The following is a 21,344-nucleotide window of genomic DNA, read 5'->3' as shown; positions in this document are numbered from 1 at the left end:
ACTTCGCTCGTCCGGGCTCTTGCACTTAACTACACCCCGCCCATCTTGCAGACGAGCTTCCACTCCTCCGCCGTCACGGGCTGCACCGACAGGCGCGAATATTTCACCAGCGCCATGCCTTCGAGCTTCTTCTCGGCCTTGACCGCGGCCATCGTCACCGGCGTCTTCAACGGCTTGTCGGCCTTGATGTCGACGCAGACGAACTTGCCGGTCTTGTCGGTCGGGTCGGGATAGGCTTCCTTGATGATCTCCGCGATCCCGACGATCTCCTTGCCCTCGTTGGAATGATAGAAGAACGCCTTGTCGCCCTTCTTCATGTTCACGAGGTTCTGGCGCGCGGTGAAATTGCGCACGCCGGTCCAGGCCTCGCCCTTGGCGCCCTTCGCGACCTGCTGGTCCCAGGACCACACCGACGGTTCGGATTTCACGAGCCAGTAGTTCATGACAACGCGCCCTATCCATTCGTCATGGCCGGGCTTGTCCCGGCCATCCACGTCTTTGTCACCAGTTCAATATCAAGAGGTGGATGCCCGCGACAAGCGCGGGCATGACGAGAAGACGTCATTCCTCTGCCTTGAAGGGGCGCGTCATCAGCCCCGAGATCGCGGCATCGATCGTGCTTCGGCCGCTCAGGATCGCCGCGACCGCTTCTGATACCGGCAACTCGATGTTTTGCGAAGCTGCGAGTTCGATCAGCACAGGTGCCGTGAACTCTCCCTCGGCGAGCTTGCCGGCGGGAGGCTGCTCGCCGCGCCCGAGCGCAAGTCCGAGCGCGAAGTTGCGCGATTGCGGGCCCGAGCAGGTCAGGATCAAGTCGCCGAGGCCGGACAGGCCGGTAAGCGTCTCGCGGCGCGCGCCGAGCGCGCGGCCAAGACGCGCCAGTTCGGCAAAGCCGCGGGTTGTGAGGGCTGCCTGTGCGGAGGCGCCGAGCTTGCGCCCGACGGCGATGCCGACCGCGATCGCCAGCACGTTCTTGGCCGCACCGCCGATCTCGACACCCCGGATGTCCGTGGAGTGGTAGGGCCGGAACGTCGGCGAGCCCAGCGCCTGCACGAGCGCGCTCGCCAGCGTCTCATCGCTTGCCGCCAGCGTCACTGCCGTCGGCAGGCCGCGCGCGACGTCGTCGGCAAAGCTCGGGCCCGACAGGATCGCCGGCTGCGCGTGCGGCGCGGCCTCCGCGATCACGTCGGTCATGAACTTATGGGTGCCGTGCTCGATGCCCTTGGCGCAGGCGACGATCGGCACCGGCCTTGCGAGGTGCGAGGCCAGCATGTTGACCGCGCCGCGCAAATGTTGCGCCGGTGTTGCAATCAGCAACATCTCCGCACGCGCGGCGAGCGCCAGATCGCTCGTCACCACAATCTCCGGAGCAAGCCGCACGCCGGGCAGCCGCGGATTGTCGCGGCTCGACGCAATCCGCGCGGCATGCTCCGCATTGCGAGCCCAGAGCGTGACGCTTCGTCCGGCTCGCGCTGCCACCGTCGCCAGCGCCGTACCCCAGGCGCCCGCGCCGATCACCGCGACGGATTGCAGCGCGGCCATCGCTAATATCCCGCCCGCGTGTTGCCGTAACCTGCGGGTGCCGTCGCGTTGGCGTCGAGCAGCCACCGTGCGCGCGGCTGCGCCTCCATCGTGTCGGTCAGGCCGAGCGCGAGGCGCTCGGCGCCGGCCCAGGCGATCATCGCGCCGTTGTCGGTGCAGAGCGCAGGCGGCGGCATGATCAGTTGCGTCCCGGCCTGCCTTGCAACGTCATGCAGAGCGCCGCGGATCGCTTGATTGGCGGCGACACCGCCGGCGGCCACCAGCGCGCGCGGCGCGCCGAACTGCTCGCGGAAAAGTTTCAAGCCGACGCTCAGCCGGTCGGTGGTCGAGTCGAGCACGGCGGCCTGGAAGCTCGCGCAGAGATCGCTGATGTCCTGCGGCGTGAGCTCCGCCAGCCGGCTCGCTTCGGTGCGCACCGCCGTCTTCAATCCCGACAGCGAGAAATTGGCATCGGGACGTCCCTGCATCGGCCGCGGAAACGCAAAGCGGGTGGCATCGCCGCCCGCCGCCGCGCGCTCGACCTGCGGTCCGCCCGGATAGGGCAGTCCCAACATCTTCGCGACCTTGTCGAAGGCCTCGCCGATCGCGTCGTCGACCGTGGTGCCGAGCCGTACATATTGGCCGACGCCGGTGACTGCGACGATCTGGGTGTGGCCGCCGGAGGCGAGGAACAGGCAATAGGGAAATTCGATTCCGTCGGTGAGGCGCGGCGTCAGCGCATGCGCTTCGAGATGGTTCACCGCGACCAGCGGCGTATCGTGCACCATCGCGATCGCCTTCGCGGTGGTGAGCCCGACGATGACGCCGCCGATCAGGCCCGGCCCCGCGGCGGCCGCGACGCCGTTGAGCTGGGCAAAGCCGATGCCGGCCTCGCGCATGGCGCGGTCGATGATGCCGTCGAGCAGATCGACATGCGCGCGCGCGGCGATCTCCGGCACCACGCCGCCGAAGCGGGCATGTTCCTCGATCTGCGACCGCACGATATTGGACAGGATCCGGCCGCTGCCGTCAGGCGCGCGCTCGATCACGGCCGCGGCGGTTTCGTCGCAGGTGGTTTCTATGCCCAGCACCAACATTGGCGAATTGTTATCCAATTTGCGCCCTTGCGCTCATCCATAAAGCAGCGTTCTGGTACGTCCGGTAGCATTCCGGGGTCGGCTTGCGCAATCGTCACGCGCAACCGTCCTGGTCAATGCGCCACCGCCACGTGGTTCGGGAACACCAGCGATGTCCATTCTTGTCACACGGCCGCATCCCGACAATGAGGCGACGGCGGAAAGTCTGCGCTCGCGAGGGCATGCGGTGCTGCTCGCGCCGGTGCTCAAGTTCGAACCGGTCGCCGTCCATGACGAGACTGAAGGTCCCTACGGCGCCGTTCTCGTCACATCGGCCAACGCGATCCGTGCTGTCGTGCCGCAATTGCCGGAGCTTGGTCTCCTGAAGCTGCCTTTGTTCGCGGTCGGCGAGCATACGGCTGCTGCGGCGCGCGAGGCCGGTTTCGCCGAGGTGATCGTCGCCGGTGGCGATGCTGCTTCCTTGCGCGACAAGGTGATGCAAAGCGCGCGCGACAAGGTGCTGAAGAAGAAGAGCGCGCTGCTCTATCTCGCCGGCGCCGATCTGTCGCGCGACCTCGGCAGCGAACTCGGTGCGGAGGGCTTCCGCGTCGTCACGCGGACCACGTATCGCATGGCGCCGGTCAAGCATCTGCCGCGCGGGGTTTGCGAGGGCTTTGCCGCGTACGGGGTCGAGGCGGTGCTGCACTACTCCCGGCGCAGCGCACGCGCGTTCCTGGATGCGGCGCGGGACGAAGGCGTCGAAATCTCGGCGCTGGCCATTCCGCATTGCTGCCTGTCCGAGACGGTTGCGAGCGTGCTGCGCGACGCCGGCGCGTCACGGGTTCTGGTGGCCGCAACGCCGGACGAAAGTGCCCTATTCGACACCTTGGAGCGTGCGTTGCGCACCCGTTTGGCGTAAGAGGTCAGGCCGAATCCGACGCAATCTAGTTCACCCGGGTATGGAAGTGTGAGGAACCGTCACGATGGCCGACGACAAGCCTGAAGACGCTGGATTGGCGCCCGAGACGGGTCGTACCAAGCGCACCCCGCCCACCATCGATCTTGAGGCGACGGAAGTCTCGACCCAGCCGCAGCAGGTCGCGGGCGAGCCCGAGGCGTCCGAGCATGTCGCGCAGGAGCAGGCCAGGTTCGAAGAGCCCGGATCCGAAGAGGTCAGGGCCGAGCCTCAGTCCGAGCCTGCAGAGGAGCAGGTTTCCGTCGCGGCCGCACCCGTGTCGGCGCCGATTTCCCCCTGGATCATTGCACCGTTTTCCGGCGCTGTCGCGGCTGCGGTCGTGATCGCGGTCGGCTGGATGCTGGGCTGGCCCGCCGTGCAGGCGCCGCCGGCCGCGCCTGAGGTCACCCGTGCGACGATCGATGCGCTGAGCGCACGCGTTGCTGCGGTCGAAGCCAAGGCCGGCAAGCCCGCGGCCGATCCGGCCATGGCGGCGCGGATCGACGCGCTGGAGAAATCCGCGAGCAGCCTGCGCGGCGACATGGCCAATCTGCGCGCGCAGTCCGACAAGACTGCGAACGCCCTGAACGACGTGAAGGTTGCCTCCCCTGCTGCAGCGCCTGATCTTGCCGCCGTCATCGACCGCATTGCCCAGCTCGAGCGCGCCGGCAAGACGGAGCGCGCCGAGCTCGCGCGGCAGGGCGAGAAGATCGCCGAGGCCAGGACGATGGACGACAAGCCGCTCCGCCATGTGGTGGCGGCGTCCCTGCTCGACGTCGCCGTTCGCCACGGCGATCCCTATCAATCGCAATTGGCCGCGGCGCGGTCACTTGCGGCCAAGCCCGATATGCTGAAGCCGCTCGACGCGTTTGCGGCGTCCGGCATTCCGACGCCGGTCGCGCTGAGCCGCGAGCTCCTCAACATCGTGCCGAAGCTGTCGCCGCCGGCGGAAGCTCCGTCGAGCGACGCCGGCATCGTCGAGCGTCTCCAGGCCGGCGCGTCAAAGCTCGTCCGCATCGAGCGTACCGACGGGGTCGGCAACGATCGCGGTGCCATCGTTGCGCGCGTGACCGCGGCTGCGCTTCGCAACGATTTCGTGGAAGCGCGGCGCGAGCTGAAGACTCTGCCTGAGGCCGATCGTGCCCCGGCGCAGGCCTGGCTCGACAAGACCGATGCCCGCGAAGCCGCGCTCGCCGCGTCCCGCAAATTCGCCGACGATGCCATGGCGGATCTCGCCAAATCTGATCCGGCCAAGCCTCTTCAGTAAAAGTTCGCGCAACAATCGGCGCGTATAGGGATCGCCATGCTTCGCATCGTCCTCTTTCTTGTCCTGATCGCACTGGCGGCGGCCGGCGCGGCCTGGGTTGCCGATCAGCCCGGCGATCTCGTGCTGACCGCGGCTGGTTTCCGCATCTCGACGACGCTTCCCAGGTTCGTTCTCCTGCTTGGCCTGTTTGCCGTGGCCGTCGTGCTGGTCTGGAGCATCCTGACCACGATCTGGCGCACGCCGGGGCGTCTGCGCCGCCGTCGCCACGAAAAGCGCCAGGCTCGCGGCCGCCACGCCATCACCCACGGCCTGCTCGCGATCGGTCATGGCGATTCCGCGCTGGCCCGCCGTCACGCCGACGCGGCGCGGCGACATGCGCCGAACGATCCGCTCGCGCTGCTGCTGCACGCGCAGTCGGCCCAGCTCGAAGGCAATCGCGACGAGGCGCAGCGCGTCTTCCGCGTCATGGCCGAGCGCGAGGACACGCGGCTGCTCGGCCTGCGCGGCCTGTTCATCGAGGCGCAGCGCGCCGACGATGCGGTCGGCGCAGTGATGATCGCGGAGGAAGCGATCAAGCTGTCGCCGTCCTCGACCTGGGCCTCGCATGCGGTGCTCGGCTTCCGCTGCGCGCGCAGCGACTGGAGCGGCGCACTCGCGATCCTCGACTCGAATCTGCGCGCGGGGCAGATCGACAGGCAGACCTATCGCCGGCAGCGCGGCGTCCTGCTCACCGCGCGCGCGCTGGAATTGCAAACGATGGACCGCGACGTCGCGCGCGAGAGCGCGATGGAGGCGGTGAAGCTCGCACCGACCCTGGTGCCGGCGGCGGTGCTCGCGGCAAAATTCGAGAGCGAGGCGCATCAGGTGCGCCGCGCCATGAAGCTGGTGGAGGCCGCCTGGCTCGCCAATCCGCATCCCGATCTCGCGGACGCCTATGCGCATGTGAAGCTCGGCGATACCGCATGGCACCGCTTGCAGCGGGTCGAAACCCTCGCCGCGAAGACGCCAGCCGACAAGCCCGGTCATTTCGAAGGGCAGCTCGCGATCGCACGCGCTGCGATCGAGGCCTCGGAGTTCGCCCGCGCGCGCGAGGTGCTCGCGCCTTATCTCAAGGATCCGACCCAGCGCGTCGCGCTGCTGATGGCCGAGCTCGAGCGCACCGAGCATGGTGACGGCGGCCGCGCCCGCGCCTGGACCTTGCGCGCGGTGCGCGCCCGCCTCGATCCCGCCTGGACCGCGGACGGCTATGTCAGCGACAGCTGGCGTCCGGTCTCCCCGGTCACCGGCCGCCTCGATGCGTTCCAGTGGCAGACACCGGTCGCCAGCCTGCCCTCGGACCGGGGCGCCACGATCGAATCCTCGGCCTTCGAGGAGGCCATGCTCGCCGCTCCGCCGCCGAAGCGGGTGGCCGCCGCTCCCAGCGAGGCGCCGGTGGAACCGCCGGTGACGGCCCCGGTATCAGCGCCGGCCGCCCAGGACAATTCGCCCCCTCCGGCCCAAGAGGTTGCCAGGGAATCCACGAAGGAGGAGCCGGTGGTCACGCCCTCCGAGCCGGCGAATCCGGCTCCGGCGCCCGCCGAATCTTCACCGCCGGCGGAAACGCCGGTCTTCCGAACCCGGGCCGACCTCGGCAAGCCGGCTTCGGCGCCGATTCAGGCCGTCATCCCGATCGTCCGTGCCCCGGATGATCCCGGCATCGACGACGACGACGGCCCCACCGATGAATTCACGGAACAAATCGGCACGCCGAAGGCCCAGGCCGGCGGCTGGCGCGGATTCTGGTCCCGCTGGGGCGCGTGAAGCGCATTTCGCCTCCCGCTTGTCCTTGCCAATTCGGGCCATGCCCGATATCAGGAGCGCGCGTATCGGGGCCGGCATCGCCCGGGTCCCCGGCAGGGTCGCCGCAATAGCTCAGTCGGTAGAGCACGTCATTCGTAATGACGGGGTCGGGGGTTCGAATCCCTCTTGCGGCACCAGCGCTCAGATTTCACCCGGTCCCCGCAAACGCGGCGTTTTGACCAGCGCGTCAGCCTTTATGAAGGTTCGTTCAGCTGGGTGATCGCGATCACATAACCCTAGGCATGACTTCCCTAACGTCCCGGTCACGCAAACACGGGGAGACTTCACATGCGCAAGATCATTCTGGTTGCCGCCATGCTCCTGGCTTCTGCGTCTGCCCAGGCAGGCGGGTCTCGCAGTCTGTCCTTGGCCGCGGCAGACGAAGAGAGCTCCGCTCCGCAAACCACGACGTACGCGAGCACTGTGACGACGCAGGTGAGCGAAGCCGTGCCGGCCACCGAGGCTCAGAAATATTACGATCGTGCGCCGGCAGTGTCGCTCTCCGCGCCGGCTGCGGCGACCGCTCCGACGGTGACCACACCCGCAACCTCTGCGCCGGTCACGACGACCAAGCCCGCCACCAAGAGCACGGCAAGGGCGGACAAGCCGAAGCCAAAGCGCAGCTGGACCGAACGCCGAATCATCAGCGAGCTGCATCGGCACGGCATCTATTGGTGAGCGGCAGACCTTTACCCCGATCTCGCCGTCATGCCCGGGCTTGACCCGGGCATCCACGCTTTCGCCGCTGATCCAAAAACGTGGATGGCCGGGACAAGCCCGGCCATGACGCAAGAGTTTTGGATTGGACCAATCGCGCGTTACTGCGACACCGTCTGCACCACGCTCGAGATCGGGCGTGCATTCGTGCCGGCGGTCGGCACCTTCGTGTCCTTCATCAGCGCCTCGTCATATTCCGGCAGCGTCTGGAGCGTCGCCTTGGCCTTCATCTGCACGACCTTGTAGCCGCCGGCCTTGAGCCGCGCGAGCAGCGCCGGCATGGCTTCGCCGGTGTGCTTCTGAAAATCGTGCATCAGGATGATGCCCTTGCCGAGCTTGTCGAGCCTGGTCATCACGGTCTCGACGATCTTCTCAGGCGTCGCACCTTTCCTGAAGTCGAAGGAGTCGATGTCGGTCGAGAACATCGCGACGTTGCGGGTGCCGAAATAGGTCACCATCGCGGGATTGTGCTGGAGCTGCGGAAACCGGAAGAACGGTGCCGGATTGGTGCCGAGCGCGAATCTCACCGCGCTGAAGCCCTTCTCGACCTCGTCCTTGACCTGCTGCTCGGTCATCTTCTTGCTGTTGAGGTTGACGTGCGACCAGGTGTGCGTGCCGACCGTGTGGCCCTGGGCCAGCACCTGCTTCAGGATTTCCGGATGATAGGTCGCATGCTTGCCGACCGAGAAGAACAGGCCCTTGGTGCATTCATCGGCGAGCGCCTTCAGCACCGCGGGCGTGTTGACCGGCCACGGACCGTCGTCGAAGGTCAGCACGACCTCCTTGTCGGTGAGGAAGTCGAACTGCTTGAAGTGCTCGAAGCCGAAGCCGGGACCGCCCGTGGTGTCGATCTCGACGACGCGGGACACACCCAGCGCGTTCGGATTGGCGCAGGCCTGCTTCGGCTGCATCGGCATGACCGGGGCGGGCGCGGGCGCCGGAGCGGCTGCCACCGGCTTGGCGGCGATCGCCGCGGTGGTCTCGACGTCGTCCTTGGCGGCGAGCTTCGCCCGTGCCGGCAGTTGATCGGCGGCACGAGCGGCAACTGTCTTGGGAGCGCCCTGGTCGGCGCGCGCGGAATAATAGAACCAACCGCCGGCGGCGATCACGACCGCCGCAATTACACTGGCCAGCATCAGGCCCAACGCATTACGCATCGCTACTCTTTCCAATTACGCAACCAAACCAGCGGAATTTTCCGCGCGACCAGCCATTAATGCGAAGTAAGAGTTAACGCGACACCAACACGACGGCGGCTGTGGAGGAATTTCAACGGGGTGCGCCAAAGTGACCGGGATCACAGATGATGGGTCTCCCGTGAGCGTCATCACAGTGGAAACGGTTTTGCCGGAGCATCGTGGCTCCCATCGACAACCGGCCCGCTTTGCGCGGAGCCAATGGGAGCTTCAAATGACCAGGTCTCTGAATACCAAGTCGTTTACCGGCAAGATCCGCGACGCCAGCCTGGCTCTGGGCTTTGCCGCCATCGTCTCGATCGCTTCGACGAGTTCGAGCTTTGCCTTCTCGGCCGAGGCGCAGCAGATGTGCACCGGCGATGCCTTCCGCCTGTGCTCGGCGGAGATCCCCAACATCCCGAAGATCACGGCGTGCATGATCAAGCATCGCTCGGATCTGAGTGCCGGCTGCCGCGCGGTGATGGACAAGAACCTCGCCAAGGGCGCCTCGCGCAAGGTCGCTGACGTCCAGGACAAGCCGTAAGAGCGCTGAGCCGAGATCGTTGCGTCGGTCAGCTCCCCTCGCGATGAGCCCCGGCGGCAAGCCGGGGTCCCCCCGCGGTGGCACTCGCTCGGCTCGGCCACAAAGCCGTTGCAGCGCCAGGATCGTCGCACTAGCTTCGCCCGCACATCTTTCCGGGTAGAGGCATTACGCGATGACCAGATTTCTTTTCATCATCCCTTTGCTCATGTGCGCATCGGGCGCGTCGGCGCAGCAGCTGGGTCAAGACGCTTGCGCGCGTGACGTCACGCGCTTCTGCCGCGCCGTCATGAACAATGGCGATGGTGCCGTGCTCGCTTGCCTGAAGCAGCACCGCACCCGCCTCAGCAAGGCCTGCGACAAGGTGCTGACGGATCACGGGCAGTGATCGTCATTCCGGGGCGCGCCGTTAGGCGAGCCGGAACGACAGTCCCTTACGTGCTGCTGCCCGCAGCGGTCGCAACCACCGGCAGCACCTCGCCATCGGCGCGGTCCGGCGTCTCGTCCTTCCACCGCACCGAACCGAACGGGCGCTCCAGCATGCGGCGGATCCGCACCGGCTCGGGGCCGACGTGGAAGTCGATCGCCTGCTGATGCAGGGCGCGTTCGGACTGGGTCGAGCGGTTGCGCTGGCGCAGGTAGTCGAACCAGGTCGGGCAGTGATAGCGCTCGGTCCACAATTCGGGATCGGCAATGTCGCGCGCGATCGACCAGCCATAGGCGCCGTTGCGCTGGCGCGAGAGCTGCACGTCCTGCATCACGTTGTGGAACGCGCGCGCGTTCTCCTGGGCGACCCGGTATTCGATCTCGACCACCAGTGGTCCGCTGCGTCCGGTCAGCGAGAGCTTCACCTCGGGATCGGCCAGCACGTCCGCATCCTCGTTGCGCGCGCCGACGCGTGGCATCGTGAGCCAGATGCCGAGCAACGGCGAGATCAGCATCAGGCCTGCCGCCGTCAGCAGCGCGACCTCGACCCCGGCATAGTCGGTGAGACGGCCCCAGCCCCAGGCACCGATCGCGATGCCGCCGGAGATCGAGGCCTGGAACGCCGCGAGCGAGCGGCCCGCGACCCAGCGCGGTGCCGACAGCTGCACGCCGATGTTGAACAGCGCGATCGCAGCCATCCAGACCGCGCCGGCCAAGACCAGCGCCGTTGCCGTCAGCACCGGCTCGCTGCTCACCGCGAGGGCGGCCATCGCGAACGCCATCGAGATGGTGCAGGCGCGGATCGCGGCCTCGCCGCTCATGCGCTTGCGCAATTCGTGGATGTTGAGGGCGCCGATCACCGCGCCCATGCCGAAGGCGCCGAGCATGATGCCGTAGGTCTGCGCGCCGCCATGCAGGAGGTCGCGCGCGACCAGCGGCATCAGGGCCATCACGGCGCCGCCGATCAGGCCCATCACCAGCGTGCGCAGCAGCACGATCTTGATCGGCGGCGAATTGGTGATGTAGCGCACGCCCGAGACCATGGCGCGGTTGAGCTTTTCCCGCGGCAGGCGCGAGGGCTCAGTGCTGCGGCTCCAGAGCAGCAGCACGACCAGCAGCGGCAGATAGAGGATCGCATTGCAGGCGAACGCGGCCACGGCGCCGAGCGCGGCGACGATGACGCCGCCGACCGCAGGACCGAAGCTGCGCGCGATGTTGTAGCTGATGCCGTTGAGCGCCACCGCGGACGCCAATGCCTCGGGCGGCACCTGTTCGCTGACCGAGGACTGCCAGGCCGGGCCGAACAGCGCATTGCCGCTGCCGACGACGAAGCAGAAGACGAGCAACGATTCGGGGGTGATCAGGTTGAGGCCGGCCAGCACGGTGAGCGCGCTCGCGCCGATCAGCGCGATCGACAGCGAGACCAGGGTGACGATGCGGCGGTCATACATGTCGGCGATGGCGCCGGCGGGCATCGAGATCAACATGATCGGCAGCATCAGTGCGGTCTGCACCAGCGCCACCTTGTCGGCCGATGCGGCCATCTGCGTCATTGCCCAGGCCGCGCCTACGCCCTGGATCAGGAGGCCGAGATTGGAGAGCAGGCTGGCGAGCCAGATGCGCCGGAACAATGTGTACCGCAGGGGGGCGGTGATGCCGTCGCCGGCAAATGTCTGGCGGTTCGTCTGCTCGGTCATATCCCCTTCCATATCGGGTGTCAGAACTGGCTTCAGCGATTCCGATCGGATCACTGATGCCTGCGAAAGTCCTTCGCTGTCCAGTGGTTGGGCAGGTATAAGCGGTGCAAAGGCATGGGTTTTGCCGGGAGGAACAGATGAGGCTGTCGCGACGGACGATCCTGCTGGGAGCCGGCAGCCTGCCTTTCGCGGTTGCGAGCATGCGGGCCGGCGCGATCGCCCAGACGGCACCTGGCGTCCCGCCGAGCACCGAGGTGCCGCCGATCCTGTTCGTTCACGGCAATGGCGATTACGATGCGCTCTGGATGACGACCTTGTGGCGGATGGAATCGAACGGCATCCCCCGCGAGCGTATGATGGCGATCAATTTCACCGATCCCCTGGCGCGCAGCGATGACAAGGTCGAGCAGGCGAACCGCTCCTCGACCGAGGACCAGCGCCGCGAGCTCGCCGCAGCCATTACTGAATTGAAGCGCCGGACCGGTGCGGCGCGGGTGGCCCTGGTCGGCAGCTCGCGCGGGGGCTATGCGATCCGCAACGTCATCAGGAACGGCGGTGCGGGCGATGTCAGCCACGCCGTCCTGTGCGGCACGCCCAATCACGGCGTGTTCGCGACCGATGACCAGCCCAACAACGAGTTCAACGGCCGCGGCGTATTCCTGCGCGGCCTGAACGAGGGCGAGAGCGAGGTGACGCCGGGCGTTGCCTTCCTCACCCTGCGCAGCGACGGCATGGACAAATATGCGCAAGCCGACGGCCGCTTCATCGGCAAGCCTGGCACGCCGACCGGTGTGACCGCCGAGGGACCTGAGCTGAAGGGCGCCACCAACCTCGTGCTCGGTGCGCTCGATCATCGCGAGGTGGCATTTCACCCTCGCGCCTTCCGCGAGATCTACAAGTTCATTGCCGGCCGCGAGCCCGCCCGCATCGCGATCGTGCCCGAAACCAGCGTAAAGCTGAGCGGGCTTGTCACCGGCGCGCCAGGCGGTGTGCCGACCAATCGCGCGGTCGCGGGCGCAACCGTCGATATCTTCCGTGTCGATCCTGATACCGGGGAGCGCAAGGGTGGTGCGCTGCACAGCGCAAAGACCGCTGCCGACGGCCGCTGGGGGCCGGCGCAGGTCGATCCGGCCTGGTCGCTCGAATTCGTCCTGACCTCCCCGGATGCGCCGACGACGCACATCTACCGCTCTCCGTTCCCGCGCTCGTCCGACGTCGTGCACCTGCGGCCTGCGCGGCCGCTCGGGCCGGCAGACAAGGACGCAGGGGCGGTCGTGATCATGTCGCGGCCGCGCGGCTATTTCGGCCTGCCGCGGGACGTGGTTCTGTTCGATGGCAAGGAGCCGGCCGACGTCAAGCCGGGCGTGCCCACGGATGCGGCAGCGACCCTGCGACTTCCGGCCAGCGAGATCGGGCGTAACATCGTGGCCCAATTCGGCGAACGGATTGTGGCGCGCACCTGGCCCGCCGCCGAGAACAGGATTGCGATCGCCGAGCTGACTTATTAGCTGTTTAGCTGCGTCACATCTGCGGGAGAGAGCCATGAATTTCGCCAGCGTGCGTCGGCCCATCATCCCTCCGGCTCCTCCGCGTGCGCCCGACGACATGTCATTCTTCGGCCGTCTCGCGGTGATCCGGCAAAACATGATCGCGACCTGGGGGCAGCGCGCCTATGAGGAAGAGGTCATCCCGGGCCGCTTCTTTTTCCGCAACAGTTTCATCCTGAACCAGCCGGACGCGATCCGGCACGTTCTGCTCAGCAACTACGAGAACTATACGCGCACGCCGGCCGGCATCCGCATGCTGCGCCCCGTGCTCGGCGACGGCCTTCTGATCGCGGAAGGTCATTCCTGGACATTTCAGCGCCGCACGCTCGCGCCGGCCTTCACGCCGCGCGCCACAGCAAATCTCGTCCCGCACATGACGGCGGTGCTCGACGAGACCATCGCGAAGCTCGATGCGCAAACAGGCGAGCCGGTCGATCTGCGCGAGATCATGCAGCGCATGACGCTCGAGATCGCCGGGCGCACGATGTTCTCGTTCGGCATGGACCGGTATGGCGCGACCTTGCGCAACTTCATCAAAGAATATGCCGCGCGGCTCGGGCGGCCGTACTTCCTCGACATGCTGCTGCCGGTGTCCTGGCCGAGCCCGATGGATTTTGCCCGCGCCCGTTTCCGCAAGCGCTGGACCGAGTTCGTTGCCATGATGATCGCCGAACGGCGTACGATGGGCAAGAAAGACGGCGCGCCGCCGCGCGACCTGTTCGATCTCATGGACGAAGCGCGCGACCCCGAGACGGGCAAGGGCTTCTCGGACGAGCAGCTCGTCGACGAGGTCGCGACCATGATCCTCGCGGGCCACGAGACCACCGCGACCGCGCTGTTCTGGGCGCTCTATCTGCTCGCGCTTGATCCCGACACGCAGGAGGAGGTGGCGTCCGAGACGCGCGGCGAGCATCTCGACAGCATGGCCGACATCGACCGGCAGAAGTTCACCCGTGCCGTGATCGAGGAGACCATGCGGCTCTATCCGCCGGCCTTCCTGGTCGCGCGGGCCGCGCGCGACAAGGACAATGCGGCCGGCGTCGAGATCGGCAAGGGCGACATCATCATGATTGCGCCCTGGCTGCTGCACCGGCACGAGAAGCTGTGGGACCAGCCGAACGCGTTCGTTCCAAAGCGCTTCATGTCGAAGGAGGCGCCGGACCGTTTTGCTTACCTGCCGTTCGGCGCAGGTCCGCGCGTCTGCATCGGCGCGCCGTTTGCCCAGGCCGAATCCGTGCTGGCCCTGGCCCGGCTGATCGGCGCATTCCGTGTCGAGCTTGCCGACCCGGCGAATCCCGTGATCCCGCTCGGCGTCGTCACGACCCAGCCGGACCACTCACCCATGTTCCGCATCACGTGTCGGTGACAGGCGTTCGTCTGGCCGATGGCGTGATCCACCCTAGATAGAGTCCCGCCATGAGCGACATCCAGGCCCAGTTTTCCGTTCTGAAGCAGACTGCCGATCCCGTTGTGGTGGAGGCCATCGCGCAGCTGATCGCCAACGGTCACGATCGCGATCTCAACCGGATCAATGCGCTGGATTTTGCCAACCGTACCGGCCTCGACCAGGAGAAGGTCATTTCCGGCTTCCTGCACGCTTCGCGGCTCGGCCTGTTCGACATGAGCTGGAACGTGCTGTGTCCCGGCTGCGGAGGTGTGCTGGGGGCGCACGCCACGTTGAAGTCGTTGAAGCACGACGACTACAATTGCGCGCTCTGCGCCGCCGGATACGAGGCCTCGGTAGACGAGATGGTCGAGGTGGCCTTCACCGTCAGTCCGCGGGTCCGCCGCATCGGTGCTCATGACCCCGACACGTTGCCGATCTGGGAATATGTGCGGCAGATGTTCTGGAGCTCAGGCGTCGACATCAACGATGAATCGTTTTCCCACCTGATCAACGAGGTGACACTCGAAGCCCTCGAATTGCCCGCCGGCGAGAAGGCGATCCTCTCGCTCAATTTGCCCAGCCAGTTCATCATCGTGTTCGAGCCGGTTACCCACTCCGCCCATTTCCTGAACGTTCAGGGCGAACCGACGAGCGAGCGTCAGCAGCTGTCGATCATGTTCAACAAGCTGGAGGCGCCGACGGGGACCACCGTGATGCGCCCCGGACCGTTGCGTCTCATGCTCGAGAACCAATCGGACAATCGCGTGTTGCCTTCGGTCTGGATTGCCGACCACGCGTTGCACGAGATGATCGGCAAGCGCAAGCCGATCCTGACGGCCAAGCGGATGCTGTCCAACCAAACGTTCCGCGACGTCTTCAAGGCCGACAACCTCAATGTCGACCAGCGGCTGAAGATCACGTCCCTGACGTTCCTGTTCACCGACCTGAAGGGCTCGACAGCGCTGTATGAGCGGGTCGGCGACCTCAATGCCTTCGATCTCGTGCGGGCGCACTTTCGCGCACTGCTGGAGATCATCGCCGCCGAGAAGGGGGCGGTCGTGAAGACGATCGGCGATGCCGTGATGGCGACCTTCGTCAGGCCCGAGCACGCCATCACCGCGGGACTGCGCATGCGCGCGGCGATGGACGAATTGAACAAGCAGCGCGGCGCCAACGACCTCGTTCTCAAGATCGGTATCCATGAAGGTCCCTGCCTTGCGGTCATGCTCAACGAGCGGCAGGATTATTTCGGTCAGACCGTCAACATCGCCGCCCGCGTGCAGAGCCTGTCGACCGCGCAGGAGATTCACATCACCGCTCCGGTGCTGGACGCTCCCGCGGTCGCCGAGGTGCTCGAGCGGCGCGCGATCAAGCCGATCCAGAAGCAGGCCGCGCTCCGCGGCATCGCCGACAAGATGGTGGTGTACGAGATACCGTGAGGCGGGAGGAGGTCGCCACATTCTCCGTCATCGCGAGGAGCTCTTGCGACGAAGCAATCCAGCCAGCCTCCGCGGAAAGATTCTGGATTGCTTCGCTGCGCTCGCAATGACGGTGTTGGGGCGGACGTGCGCCCCACTCTCCATCGTCATGCCCGGGCTTGATCCGGGCATCCACGTCTTTCTTGGCGGCCGTGGATGGCCGGAACGAGCCCGGCCATGACGGCGAATGAAAAGTCCGCAGATTGCCGAAACGTAATACGCGCGCGGAACTGACGCACGTTGCGCCGGTTGGGTTTCCTGCTCATATAATGCAGGTAACAGCCGCGCTCCTTGCGGCTGTCATCGATCCCGGTAGGACCTTATGCTCGACGGCTTACGTCAATTCATCGCCGACATTGTCGGTCCTCAAGCCTCGGACCGCGCATTCGGCGACAGCGATTATCGGCTGGCGGCCACTGCACTGCTGGTCCACGTGGTCTCGCTGGACGGCCAGCCGAGCGCGGCCGAGCAGCGCAAGCTGCACAGCCTGATCGAAAGCCATTTTGGGCTCGATCGCGGCACTGCGGATCGTCTGATCGTGGACGCCACCCAGGTCGAGGGCGAGGCGGTGGACCTTTATCACTTCACCAGCGTCATCATGCGCTCGCTCGACGAAGAGGGCCGCAAGCGCATCGTCCGGATGATGTGGGAGCTGGTCTATGCCGACGGCCAGGTCAGCGAGTTCGAAGACAATGTCGTCTGGCGTGCTTCCGACCTGCTCGGGATTTCCCAGCGCGACCGGATCGAGCTGAAGCACGCGGTCGCGGAGCGTGCCGGTGGTCAGCTCAAGGACAGCGCCGTCGGCTGACGGCACTGGACTCGGCGGATCGCGGCCCGCGTGGGCACATGACGAAAGTTTAATATGATCGTCGCCTGCGCCGAATACGCCTGCAAATCAACGGTTTCTCTGCATTGCCGGTCGTTCTGCTCAAGCGGCCATGCTGCCAGTGCCGCTTGCCTGTTGCGCACGGCCTATGCTCTCGTTCCGCCGTTGCGGGGCTAAAATAGTTGAATTCAAGAGACTTCGATCGTGGCTGAGCGGGTGACGTTGATTACTGGTGCTTCGGCGGGCATCGGGATGGAGCTGGCGCGTGTGTTTGCCGCCAATGGACACCGCCTCGCATTGACCGCGAGACGGGCGGACCGGCTCGAAGCGCTCGCGAACGAGCTCGCTGCCAAGGGCGGCAAGAAGCCGATCGTGATCGCCTGCGATCTCGAGAAAGCGGATGCCGGCGAGACGATCGCGGCAGCCCTTGCAGCCGAAGGCGTCGAGCTCGACCATCTCGTCAACAATGCCGGCTTCGGCGTGTTCGGCGATGCCATCGAGCGCGATCGCATCGAGCAGATCGGCATCGTCGATGTCAATGTCCGGGCCCTGACGGATCTGTCGCTACGCTTTGCCGATCAGCTCATCAGGAACAAGGGCGGTCTTCTCAATGTCGGCTCCGTCGCCGGCTTTCTGCCCGGTCCCGGCATGGCCGTCTACTACGCGTCGAAGGCTTATGTGATTTCCTTCACCGAAGCGTTGCGGGCGGAGCTTGCACCGCGCGGCGTCCGCGTCACCGTGCTTTGCCCGGGTCCGGTGCCGACCGAATTCCAGGCGCGCGCCGGCGTTGGATCGCAACATGATACGGCCGTTCTCAACGTCTCTGCCGCCGAAGTTGCGCGGGAGGCGTATCGTGGCCTGATGGCCAACAAACGGGCAGTGCTGCCTGGCCTCGGTATCAAGATTGTGCCGTTCGCGCTGCGTTTCTTCCCGCGCGGCTTCATCCTTGCGGCGACCAGCCGGTTTCAACGGCAGAGGCACTAGAAGCCCCGTAGTGGCCCGGAGTTTGCTTTAGTATCGCACGTATGTGCGCGAACTCACACGATGTTAACCATCGCTTAGCTATGCTGGCGGTCTGAACCGATAGCACTCGCAGAGGCCATGTCGTTCCGGACGGACAGGTTTGGTGGCGCAGAGGTGGTCGCCTTCCCACGGAGGGCGCCGAGCGCCGCCGCCTCCAAAGCCCCGCTGCCGGTTCTGATCGTCCTGCATCAGGAGTGCTCGACACCGGGCCGCGTCGGCAATGCGCTACGCGCGCTCGGCCATCGCCTCGATATCCGCCGTCCCCGCTTCGGCGATCCCCTGCCCGAGACGCTCGATCGGCATGCCGGCGCCGTGATCTTCGGCGGCCCGATGAGTGCCAACGATCCCGATGACTACATCCGCCGCGAGATCGACTGGATCGAAATTCCGCTCCGCGAGCAGCGGCCGTTCCTCGGCATCTGCTTAGGGGCGCAGATGCTGGCCATGCAGCTCGGGGCCCGCGTCGCCCCGCATGCGGAGGCGCTGACCCAGATCGGCTATTACCCGATCAGGCCGACCGCTGCGGGCCGTGCGCTCTGCCCGCACTGGCCGGAGCAGGTCTATCACTGGCATCGCGAGGGATTTGAGCTGCCTGAAGGCACTGAGCTGCTCGCCGAAGGCGATGACTTTCCGGTGCAGGCGTTCCGTGCCGGCAATGCTTTCGGCGTGCAGTTCCACCCCGATGTGACCTACGCGATGATGCATCGCTGGACCACGCGCGGCTATGACGGCTTCAGCGCGCCCGGTGCGCGGCAGCGGCATCATCATTTCGCGGATCGTGCCGTCTACGATGTCGCGGAGCGCGCCTGGCTCGATCACTTCATCGATGGCTGGCTCGCACGCCGGCCGGTGCTGGCGCAAGCCGCCGAGTGATCGCGTCTTCGCGCAAGTCTTTTCGCGCCTTCGCGCAAGTCCCTACCTCTTCCCTGGATATGCTAGGCTCTCCGCAAACGAGCACGCACCAATGCGTGCCGGCCGACAAGGGAGAGCGCCGTGGCCTACGAACACATTCTCTACGAGGTGAGCGACAAGATCGCGACCATCATGCTGAACCGCCCCGACCGCATGAACGCGTGGACGCCGATCATGGAGCGCGACGTGCGTCACGCGATGGAAGCGTCGAATGTCGACGACAATGTCCGCGTCATCGTGCTCACCGGCGCGGGCCGCGCCTTCTGTGCCGGCGCCGACATGGATGCGCTGAAGGCACTCGACCCAGATGACGTCAGGCGTGCCTCGAACCTGCCGCCGTTCGACATGAATCGCCGGCCGGATTGGCAGACGCGCTACGGCTATTATCCGTCGATCAAGAAGCCTGTGATCGCCATGCTCAATGGCGCCACGGCCGGCATCGGACTCGTGCATGCACTCTATTGCGACCTGCGTTTTGCTGCCGACAACACCGTGTTCACGACCGCCTTCGCGCGGCGCGGCCTGATCGCCGAGCACGGCATCAGCTGGATGCTGCCGCGGATCGTCGGCCACGCCAATGCGCTGGATCTGTTGCTCTCGGCGCGGCGCGTACCGAGCGAGGAGGCGTTGCGGATCGGGCTGGTCAACCGGCTCAGTGCGCCGGAGAAGCTGCGCGAGGAGACCTACGCCTATGCGCGCGACCTCGCCGATTTCGTCTCGCCGAGCGCGATGGCGGTGATCAAGCGGCAGCTCTACGAGGTGCCGTTCCAGACGCTTGCCGAGGCGACGATCGAGGCCAACCGGGAGATGATGGTGGCGTTGAACGGGAGTGATTTCAGGGAAGGCGTGGCGAGCTTCATGGAGAAACGGCCGCCGAGGTTTACGGGGAGGTAGGGGGATCTATCAGCTACAGTCCGTCTTCGCCCTTCGGGCTTCGCCGGACACCACGCTTCGTCCTTCGGGCTCCGTCGTGGCTGCGCCACGCGTAGCCCGAAGGGCGAAGCGTGGTGGAGCCAGGCGGGATCGAACCGCCGACCTCGTCATTGCGAACGACGCGCTCTCCCAGCTGAGCTATGGCCCCTTTGCTGGCCGCTCTGGTGAATGCGGCCGACAACCGGGCGCCATTTAAGTCCCCGCCAAGGTCAAGTCAAGGACGGGCGTAACCCGGTTTTAGCCATTCCGGTGCCCGAACTTCCCTTGTTTGGGCCGGGGGGAACCGATATCTAGCAAAAGGCGTCAATCCCGACCGCAGCCAGAGTTTTCAAAAGCCAGAGTTTTCAAAAGCCATGCGTGCCGTTCTCGACATCGTCATCATCGTGCTCGACCTCTACGTCTGGCTGCTGATCGCCTCCGCGATCCTGTCCTGGCTGATTGCCTTCAACGTGGTGAACACCCGCAACCAGTTCGTGTCGGCGGTGGCGGAGTTCCTGTACCGGATCACCGAGCCGCTGCTGGCGCCGATTCGCAATTTCCTGCCCAGCCTCGGCGGTCTCGACATCTCGCCGATCATCCTGATCCTGATCATCATGTTCGTCGAGCGGGTGATCCTGTACTACATCTACCCGAACGTGATCTGAGCAGGCTGGAGCGCCTTTGGTTGCCAAGGAAGCTCATAAAGAACCCTGGCGCTACTCGGCCACAGGAATCAGCATCGCTCTGAGGGTGACGCCGCGCGGCGGCCGCGACGACATCGACGGGATCGAGCAACTCTCGGATGGGCGTACGGTGCTCAAGATGCGGGTGCGCGCCATTGCCGATGGCGGCGAGGCCAACAAGGCGGTTTTGGCGCTACTGGCGAAATCGCTCGGCGTTCCCAAGGCCAGTGTAAAGCTGCTATCCGGAGCCACCTCGCGGCTGAAGCAGATCGCGATCGACGGCGATCCGGCGCGGCTCGGAGAAACCCTGCGCCAGCTTGTGTCGGCCAAATCGAACGACTGAGGGAACTGACATGACGGCCAAGATCATCGATGGAAAAATCATTGCCGCGGAGCTGCGCGTCCGGGTCGCCGAGGAGGTCGCCCGCGTCAAGCGCGAGCACAATCTGATCCCCGGCCTTGCGGTGGTCCTGGTCGGCAACGATCCCGCCAGTGAGGTCTATGTCCGTTCAAAACACACCCAGACCCAGGCTGCGGGCATGGCGTCGTTCGAGCACAAGCTGCCGGCCGACGTCTCGCAGGGAGACCTGCTGGCGCTGGTCGCAAGGCTCAACCGCGATCCCGCCGTGCACGGCATTCTGGTGCAGCTGCCGCTGCCGAAGGGGCTGAACACCGAAGCCGTCATCAACGCCATCGACCCTGCCAAGGACGTCGATGGGCTGCATCCGAACAATGCCGGCCGGCTCGCCGGCGGCTTCGAGGCGCTGTCGCCCTGCACGCCGCTCGGCTGCATTATCCTGACGAAGAGCGTGCACGCTTCGCTCGAGGGCATGAACGCGATCGTCATTGGCCGCTCCAACTTGGTCGGCCGCCCGCTGGTGCAGCTGCTGTTGAATGAAAACGCCACGGTCACGATCGCGCATTCGCGTTCGCGCGATTTGCCGGGTCTCGTGAAGAAGACGGACCTCGTCTATGCCGCGGTGGGCAAGCCCGAGATGGTGCGCGGGGATTGGCTGAAGCCGGGCGCGACCGTGATCGACGTCGGCATCAACCGCATCCCGAAAGATGACGGCAAGAATCGTCTCGTCGGCGACGTCGCCTATCAGGAAGCGCTTGGCGTTGCCGGTGCAATCACGCCGGTGCCGGGCGGCGTCGGCCAGATGACGGTGGCGTGCCTGCTGGTGAACACGCTGCGCGCCGCTTGCGCGATCACCGGCCTGCCGAAACCGGCGGTGTAGGTAAACTCTCGTGCCCCGGACGCAACGCAGTGCTTCTTCAGCGGTGCGCTGCTGAGCCGGGGCCCAGGGCGGCATGGGGGTCCCGGCTCAGCGTCGCGTCATTTCATGTCGCGCCGCGTCCGGG

21 protein-coding genes and 2 tRNA genes are annotated in these 21,344 nt (G+C 65.9%); 17 read left to right on the top strand and 6 right to left on the bottom strand.

All coding sequences use genetic code 11. The features are described from left to right. Positions 1-29: 29 nt before the first annotated feature. The 3 genes from ABIF91_RS14970 to tsaD all read right to left on the bottom strand — a co-directional run bounded on the left by ABIF91_RS14970 (position 30) and on the right by tsaD (position 2,618). Positions 30-443 carry an EVE domain-containing protein gene (locus ABIF91_RS14970; protein ID WP_028177029.1) on the bottom strand — a complete coding sequence of 138 codons (414 nt, stop codon included), beginning with the start codon at positions 441-443 and terminating at the stop codon, positions 30-32. Positions 444-561: 118 nt separating this feature from the next. Then, complete coding sequence (locus ABIF91_RS14965; RefSeq protein ID WP_028177030.1) at positions 562-1,542, bottom strand: NAD(P)H-dependent glycerol-3-phosphate dehydrogenase; 981 nt, start codon at positions 1,540-1,542, stop codon at positions 562-564. Positions 1,543-1,544: 2 nt separating this feature from the next. Beyond that, on the bottom strand, positions 1,545-2,618 hold the full coding sequence (gene tsaD / locus ABIF91_RS14960) for a tRNA (adenosine(37)-N6)-threonylcarbamoyltransferase complex transferase subunit TsaD (protein WP_028177031.1): 1,074 nt from the start codon (positions 2,616-2,618) through the stop codon (positions 1,545-1,547). Positions 2,619-2,769: 151 nt separating this feature from the next. On the opposite strand from tsaD, the gene ABIF91_RS14955 reads away from it, so the two are divergent. The 5 genes from ABIF91_RS14955 to ABIF91_RS14935 all read left to right on the top strand — a co-directional run bounded on the left by ABIF91_RS14955 (position 2,770) and on the right by ABIF91_RS14935 (position 7,336). Further along, entirely contained in the window at positions 2,770-3,516 is a 747-nt protein-coding gene (locus ABIF91_RS14955) for a uroporphyrinogen-III synthase (RefSeq protein WP_028177032.1), read from the top strand. A gap of 64 nt (positions 3,517-3,580) precedes the next feature. Next, complete coding sequence (locus ABIF91_RS14950; protein WP_028177033.1) at positions 3,581-4,819, top strand: COG4223 family protein; 1,239 nt, start codon at positions 3,581-3,583, stop codon at positions 4,817-4,819. 36 nt (positions 4,820-4,855) lie between these two features. Continuing rightward, positions 4,856-6,619, top strand: coding sequence for a heme biosynthesis protein HemY (locus tag ABIF91_RS14945; RefSeq protein WP_028177034.1), 1,764 nt, complete (start codon positions 4,856-4,858; stop codon positions 6,617-6,619). Between the two features lie 100 nt (positions 6,620-6,719). After that, positions 6,720-6,795 (top strand) — tRNA-Thr (locus ABIF91_RS14940). Positions 6,796-6,946: 151 nt separating this feature from the next. Continuing rightward, positions 6,947-7,336, top strand: a complete 390-nt coding sequence (locus tag ABIF91_RS14935) for a hypothetical protein (RefSeq protein WP_028177035.1) — start codon at positions 6,947-6,949, stop codon at positions 7,334-7,336. 140 nt (positions 7,337-7,476) lie between these two features. On the opposite strand, the gene ABIF91_RS14930 is transcribed toward ABIF91_RS14935, so the two are convergent. Then, positions 7,477-8,532 (bottom strand): polysaccharide deacetylase family protein, encoded by a 1,056-nt coding sequence (locus ABIF91_RS14930; protein ID WP_028177036.1) that lies wholly within the window; start codon positions 8,530-8,532, stop codon positions 7,477-7,479. A 253-nt stretch (positions 8,533-8,785) separates the two neighbouring features. On the opposite strand from ABIF91_RS14930, the gene ABIF91_RS14925 reads away from it, so the two are divergent. Together ABIF91_RS14925 and ABIF91_RS14920 are read left to right on the top strand one after the other, a co-directional pair. Continuing rightward, positions 8,786-9,094 carry a hypothetical protein gene (locus ABIF91_RS14925; protein WP_028177037.1) on the top strand — a complete coding sequence of 103 codons (309 nt, stop codon included), beginning with the start codon at positions 8,786-8,788 and terminating at the stop codon, positions 9,092-9,094. 172 nt (positions 9,095-9,266) lie between these two features. Then, on the top strand, positions 9,267-9,479 hold the full coding sequence (locus ABIF91_RS14920; RefSeq protein ID WP_028177038.1) for a cysteine rich repeat-containing protein: 213 nt from the start codon (positions 9,267-9,269) through the stop codon (positions 9,477-9,479). A gap of 46 nt (positions 9,480-9,525) precedes the next feature. On the opposite strand, the gene ABIF91_RS14915 is transcribed toward ABIF91_RS14920, so the two are convergent. Continuing rightward, on the bottom strand, positions 9,526-11,214 hold the full coding sequence (locus ABIF91_RS14915) for an MFS transporter (protein WP_028177039.1): 1,689 nt from the start codon (positions 11,212-11,214) through the stop codon (positions 9,526-9,528). A 137-nt stretch (positions 11,215-11,351) separates the two neighbouring features. Here ABIF91_RS14915 and ABIF91_RS14910 point away from each other — a divergent pair, with 137 nt between their 5' ends. The 7 genes from ABIF91_RS14910 to ABIF91_RS14880 all read left to right on the top strand — a co-directional run bounded on the left by ABIF91_RS14910 (position 11,352) and on the right by ABIF91_RS14880 (position 19,281). Then, positions 11,352-12,722, top strand: coding sequence for a hydrolase (locus tag ABIF91_RS14910; RefSeq protein WP_028177040.1), 1,371 nt, complete (start codon positions 11,352-11,354; stop codon positions 12,720-12,722). Between the two features lie 34 nt (positions 12,723-12,756). Beyond that, positions 12,757-14,127 carry a cytochrome P450 gene (locus tag ABIF91_RS14905; RefSeq protein ID WP_028177041.1) on the top strand — a complete coding sequence of 457 codons (1,371 nt, stop codon included), beginning with the start codon at positions 12,757-12,759 and terminating at the stop codon, positions 14,125-14,127. A 50-nt stretch (positions 14,128-14,177) separates the two neighbouring features. Then, positions 14,178-15,587, top strand: coding sequence for an adenylate/guanylate cyclase domain-containing protein (locus ABIF91_RS14900; protein WP_424579222.1), 1,410 nt, complete (start codon positions 14,178-14,180; stop codon positions 15,585-15,587). 361 nt (positions 15,588-15,948) lie between these two features. Further along, entirely contained in the window at positions 15,949-16,434 is a 486-nt protein-coding gene (locus ABIF91_RS14895) for a TerB family tellurite resistance protein (RefSeq protein ID WP_028177043.1), read from the top strand. 222 nt (positions 16,435-16,656) lie between these two features. Next, complete coding sequence (locus ABIF91_RS14890) at positions 16,657-17,436, top strand: SDR family NAD(P)-dependent oxidoreductase (RefSeq protein ID WP_028177044.1); 780 nt, start codon at positions 16,657-16,659, stop codon at positions 17,434-17,436. A gap of 117 nt (positions 17,437-17,553) precedes the next feature. Next, entirely contained in the window at positions 17,554-18,348 is a 795-nt protein-coding gene (locus ABIF91_RS14885; protein WP_028177045.1) for a glutamine amidotransferase, read from the top strand. A 120-nt stretch (positions 18,349-18,468) separates the two neighbouring features. Then, positions 18,469-19,281: an enoyl-CoA hydratase gene (locus tag ABIF91_RS14880; RefSeq protein WP_028177046.1), complete on the top strand. Its 813-nt coding sequence runs from the start codon at positions 18,469-18,471 to the stop codon at positions 19,279-19,281. A gap of 111 nt (positions 19,282-19,392) precedes the next feature. On the opposite strand, the gene ABIF91_RS14875 is transcribed toward ABIF91_RS14880, so the two are convergent. After that, a tRNA-Ala gene (locus ABIF91_RS14875) sits at positions 19,393-19,468 on the bottom strand. A gap of 205 nt (positions 19,469-19,673) precedes the next feature. On the opposite strand from ABIF91_RS14875, the gene ABIF91_RS14870 reads away from it, so the two are divergent. From ABIF91_RS14870 to ABIF91_RS14860, 3 genes are read left to right on the top strand one after another with little or no spacing between them, the layout of a single operon-like run. Continuing rightward, complete coding sequence (locus ABIF91_RS14870; protein WP_028177047.1) at positions 19,674-19,964, top strand: YggT family protein; 291 nt, start codon at positions 19,674-19,676, stop codon at positions 19,962-19,964. 16 nt (positions 19,965-19,980) lie between these two features. Further along, positions 19,981-20,325, top strand: coding sequence for a DUF167 domain-containing protein (locus ABIF91_RS14865; protein ID WP_028177048.1), 345 nt, complete (start codon positions 19,981-19,983; stop codon positions 20,323-20,325). Positions 20,326-20,335: 10 nt separating this feature from the next. Continuing rightward, positions 20,336-21,220, top strand: a complete 885-nt coding sequence (locus ABIF91_RS14860; RefSeq protein WP_028177049.1) for a bifunctional methylenetetrahydrofolate dehydrogenase/methenyltetrahydrofolate cyclohydrolase — start codon at positions 20,336-20,338, stop codon at positions 21,218-21,220. Positions 21,221-21,344 lie beyond the last annotated feature (124 nt).

The organism is Bradyrhizobium sp. USDA 241, assembly GCF_049739505.1.
Taxonomy (GTDB): domain Bacteria; phylum Pseudomonadota; class Alphaproteobacteria; order Rhizobiales; family Xanthobacteraceae; genus Bradyrhizobium; species Bradyrhizobium liaoningense.
This window is presented reverse-complemented; position numbering and strand designations above follow the sequence as displayed.

Coding starts and splice junctions, on each gene's coding strand:
- ABIF91_RS14925 (WP_028177037.1), top strand. CDS start 8,786: ATGACCAGGTCTCTGAATACCAAGTCGTTTACCGGCAAGATCCGCGAC.
- ABIF91_RS14915 (WP_028177039.1), bottom strand. CDS start 11,214: ATGACCGAGCAGACGAACCGCCAGACATTTGCCGGCGACGGCATCACC.
- ABIF91_RS14905 (WP_028177041.1), top strand. CDS start 12,757: ATGAATTTCGCCAGCGTGCGTCGGCCCATCATCCCTCCGGCTCCTCCG.
- ABIF91_RS14930 (WP_028177036.1), bottom strand. CDS start 8,532: ATGCGTAATGCGTTGGGCCTGATGCTGGCCAGTGTAATTGCGGCGGTC.
- ABIF91_RS14900 (WP_424579222.1), top strand. CDS start 14,178: ATGAGCGACATCCAGGCCCAGTTTTCCGTTCTGAAGCAGACTGCCGAT.
- ABIF91_RS14870 (WP_028177047.1), top strand. CDS start 19,674: ATGCGTGCCGTTCTCGACATCGTCATCATCGTGCTCGACCTCTACGTC.
- ABIF91_RS14970 (WP_028177029.1), bottom strand. CDS start 443: ATGAACTACTGGCTCGTGAAATCCGAACCGTCGGTGTGGTCCTGGGAC.
- ABIF91_RS14895 (WP_028177043.1), top strand. CDS start 15,949: ATGCTCGACGGCTTACGTCAATTCATCGCCGACATTGTCGGTCCTCAA.
- ABIF91_RS14935 (WP_028177035.1), top strand. CDS start 6,947: ATGCGCAAGATCATTCTGGTTGCCGCCATGCTCCTGGCTTCTGCGTCT.
- ABIF91_RS14945 (WP_028177034.1), top strand. CDS start 4,856: ATGCTTCGCATCGTCCTCTTTCTTGTCCTGATCGCACTGGCGGCGGCC.
- ABIF91_RS14950 (WP_028177033.1), top strand. CDS start 3,581: ATGGCCGACGACAAGCCTGAAGACGCTGGATTGGCGCCCGAGACGGGT.
- ABIF91_RS14885 (WP_028177045.1), top strand. CDS start 17,554: ATGTCGTTCCGGACGGACAGGTTTGGTGGCGCAGAGGTGGTCGCCTTC.
- ABIF91_RS14910 (WP_028177040.1), top strand. CDS start 11,352: ATGAGGCTGTCGCGACGGACGATCCTGCTGGGAGCCGGCAGCCTGCCT.
- ABIF91_RS14860 (WP_028177049.1), top strand. CDS start 20,336: ATGACGGCCAAGATCATCGATGGAAAAATCATTGCCGCGGAGCTGCGC.
- tsaD (WP_028177031.1), bottom strand. CDS start 2,618: ATGTTGGTGCTGGGCATAGAAACCACCTGCGACGAAACCGCCGCGGCC.
- ABIF91_RS14965 (WP_028177030.1), bottom strand. CDS start 1,542: ATGGCCGCGCTGCAATCCGTCGCGGTGATCGGCGCGGGCGCCTGGGGT.
- ABIF91_RS14955 (WP_028177032.1), top strand. CDS start 2,770: ATGTCCATTCTTGTCACACGGCCGCATCCCGACAATGAGGCGACGGCG.
- ABIF91_RS14920 (WP_028177038.1), top strand. CDS start 9,267: ATGACCAGATTTCTTTTCATCATCCCTTTGCTCATGTGCGCATCGGGC.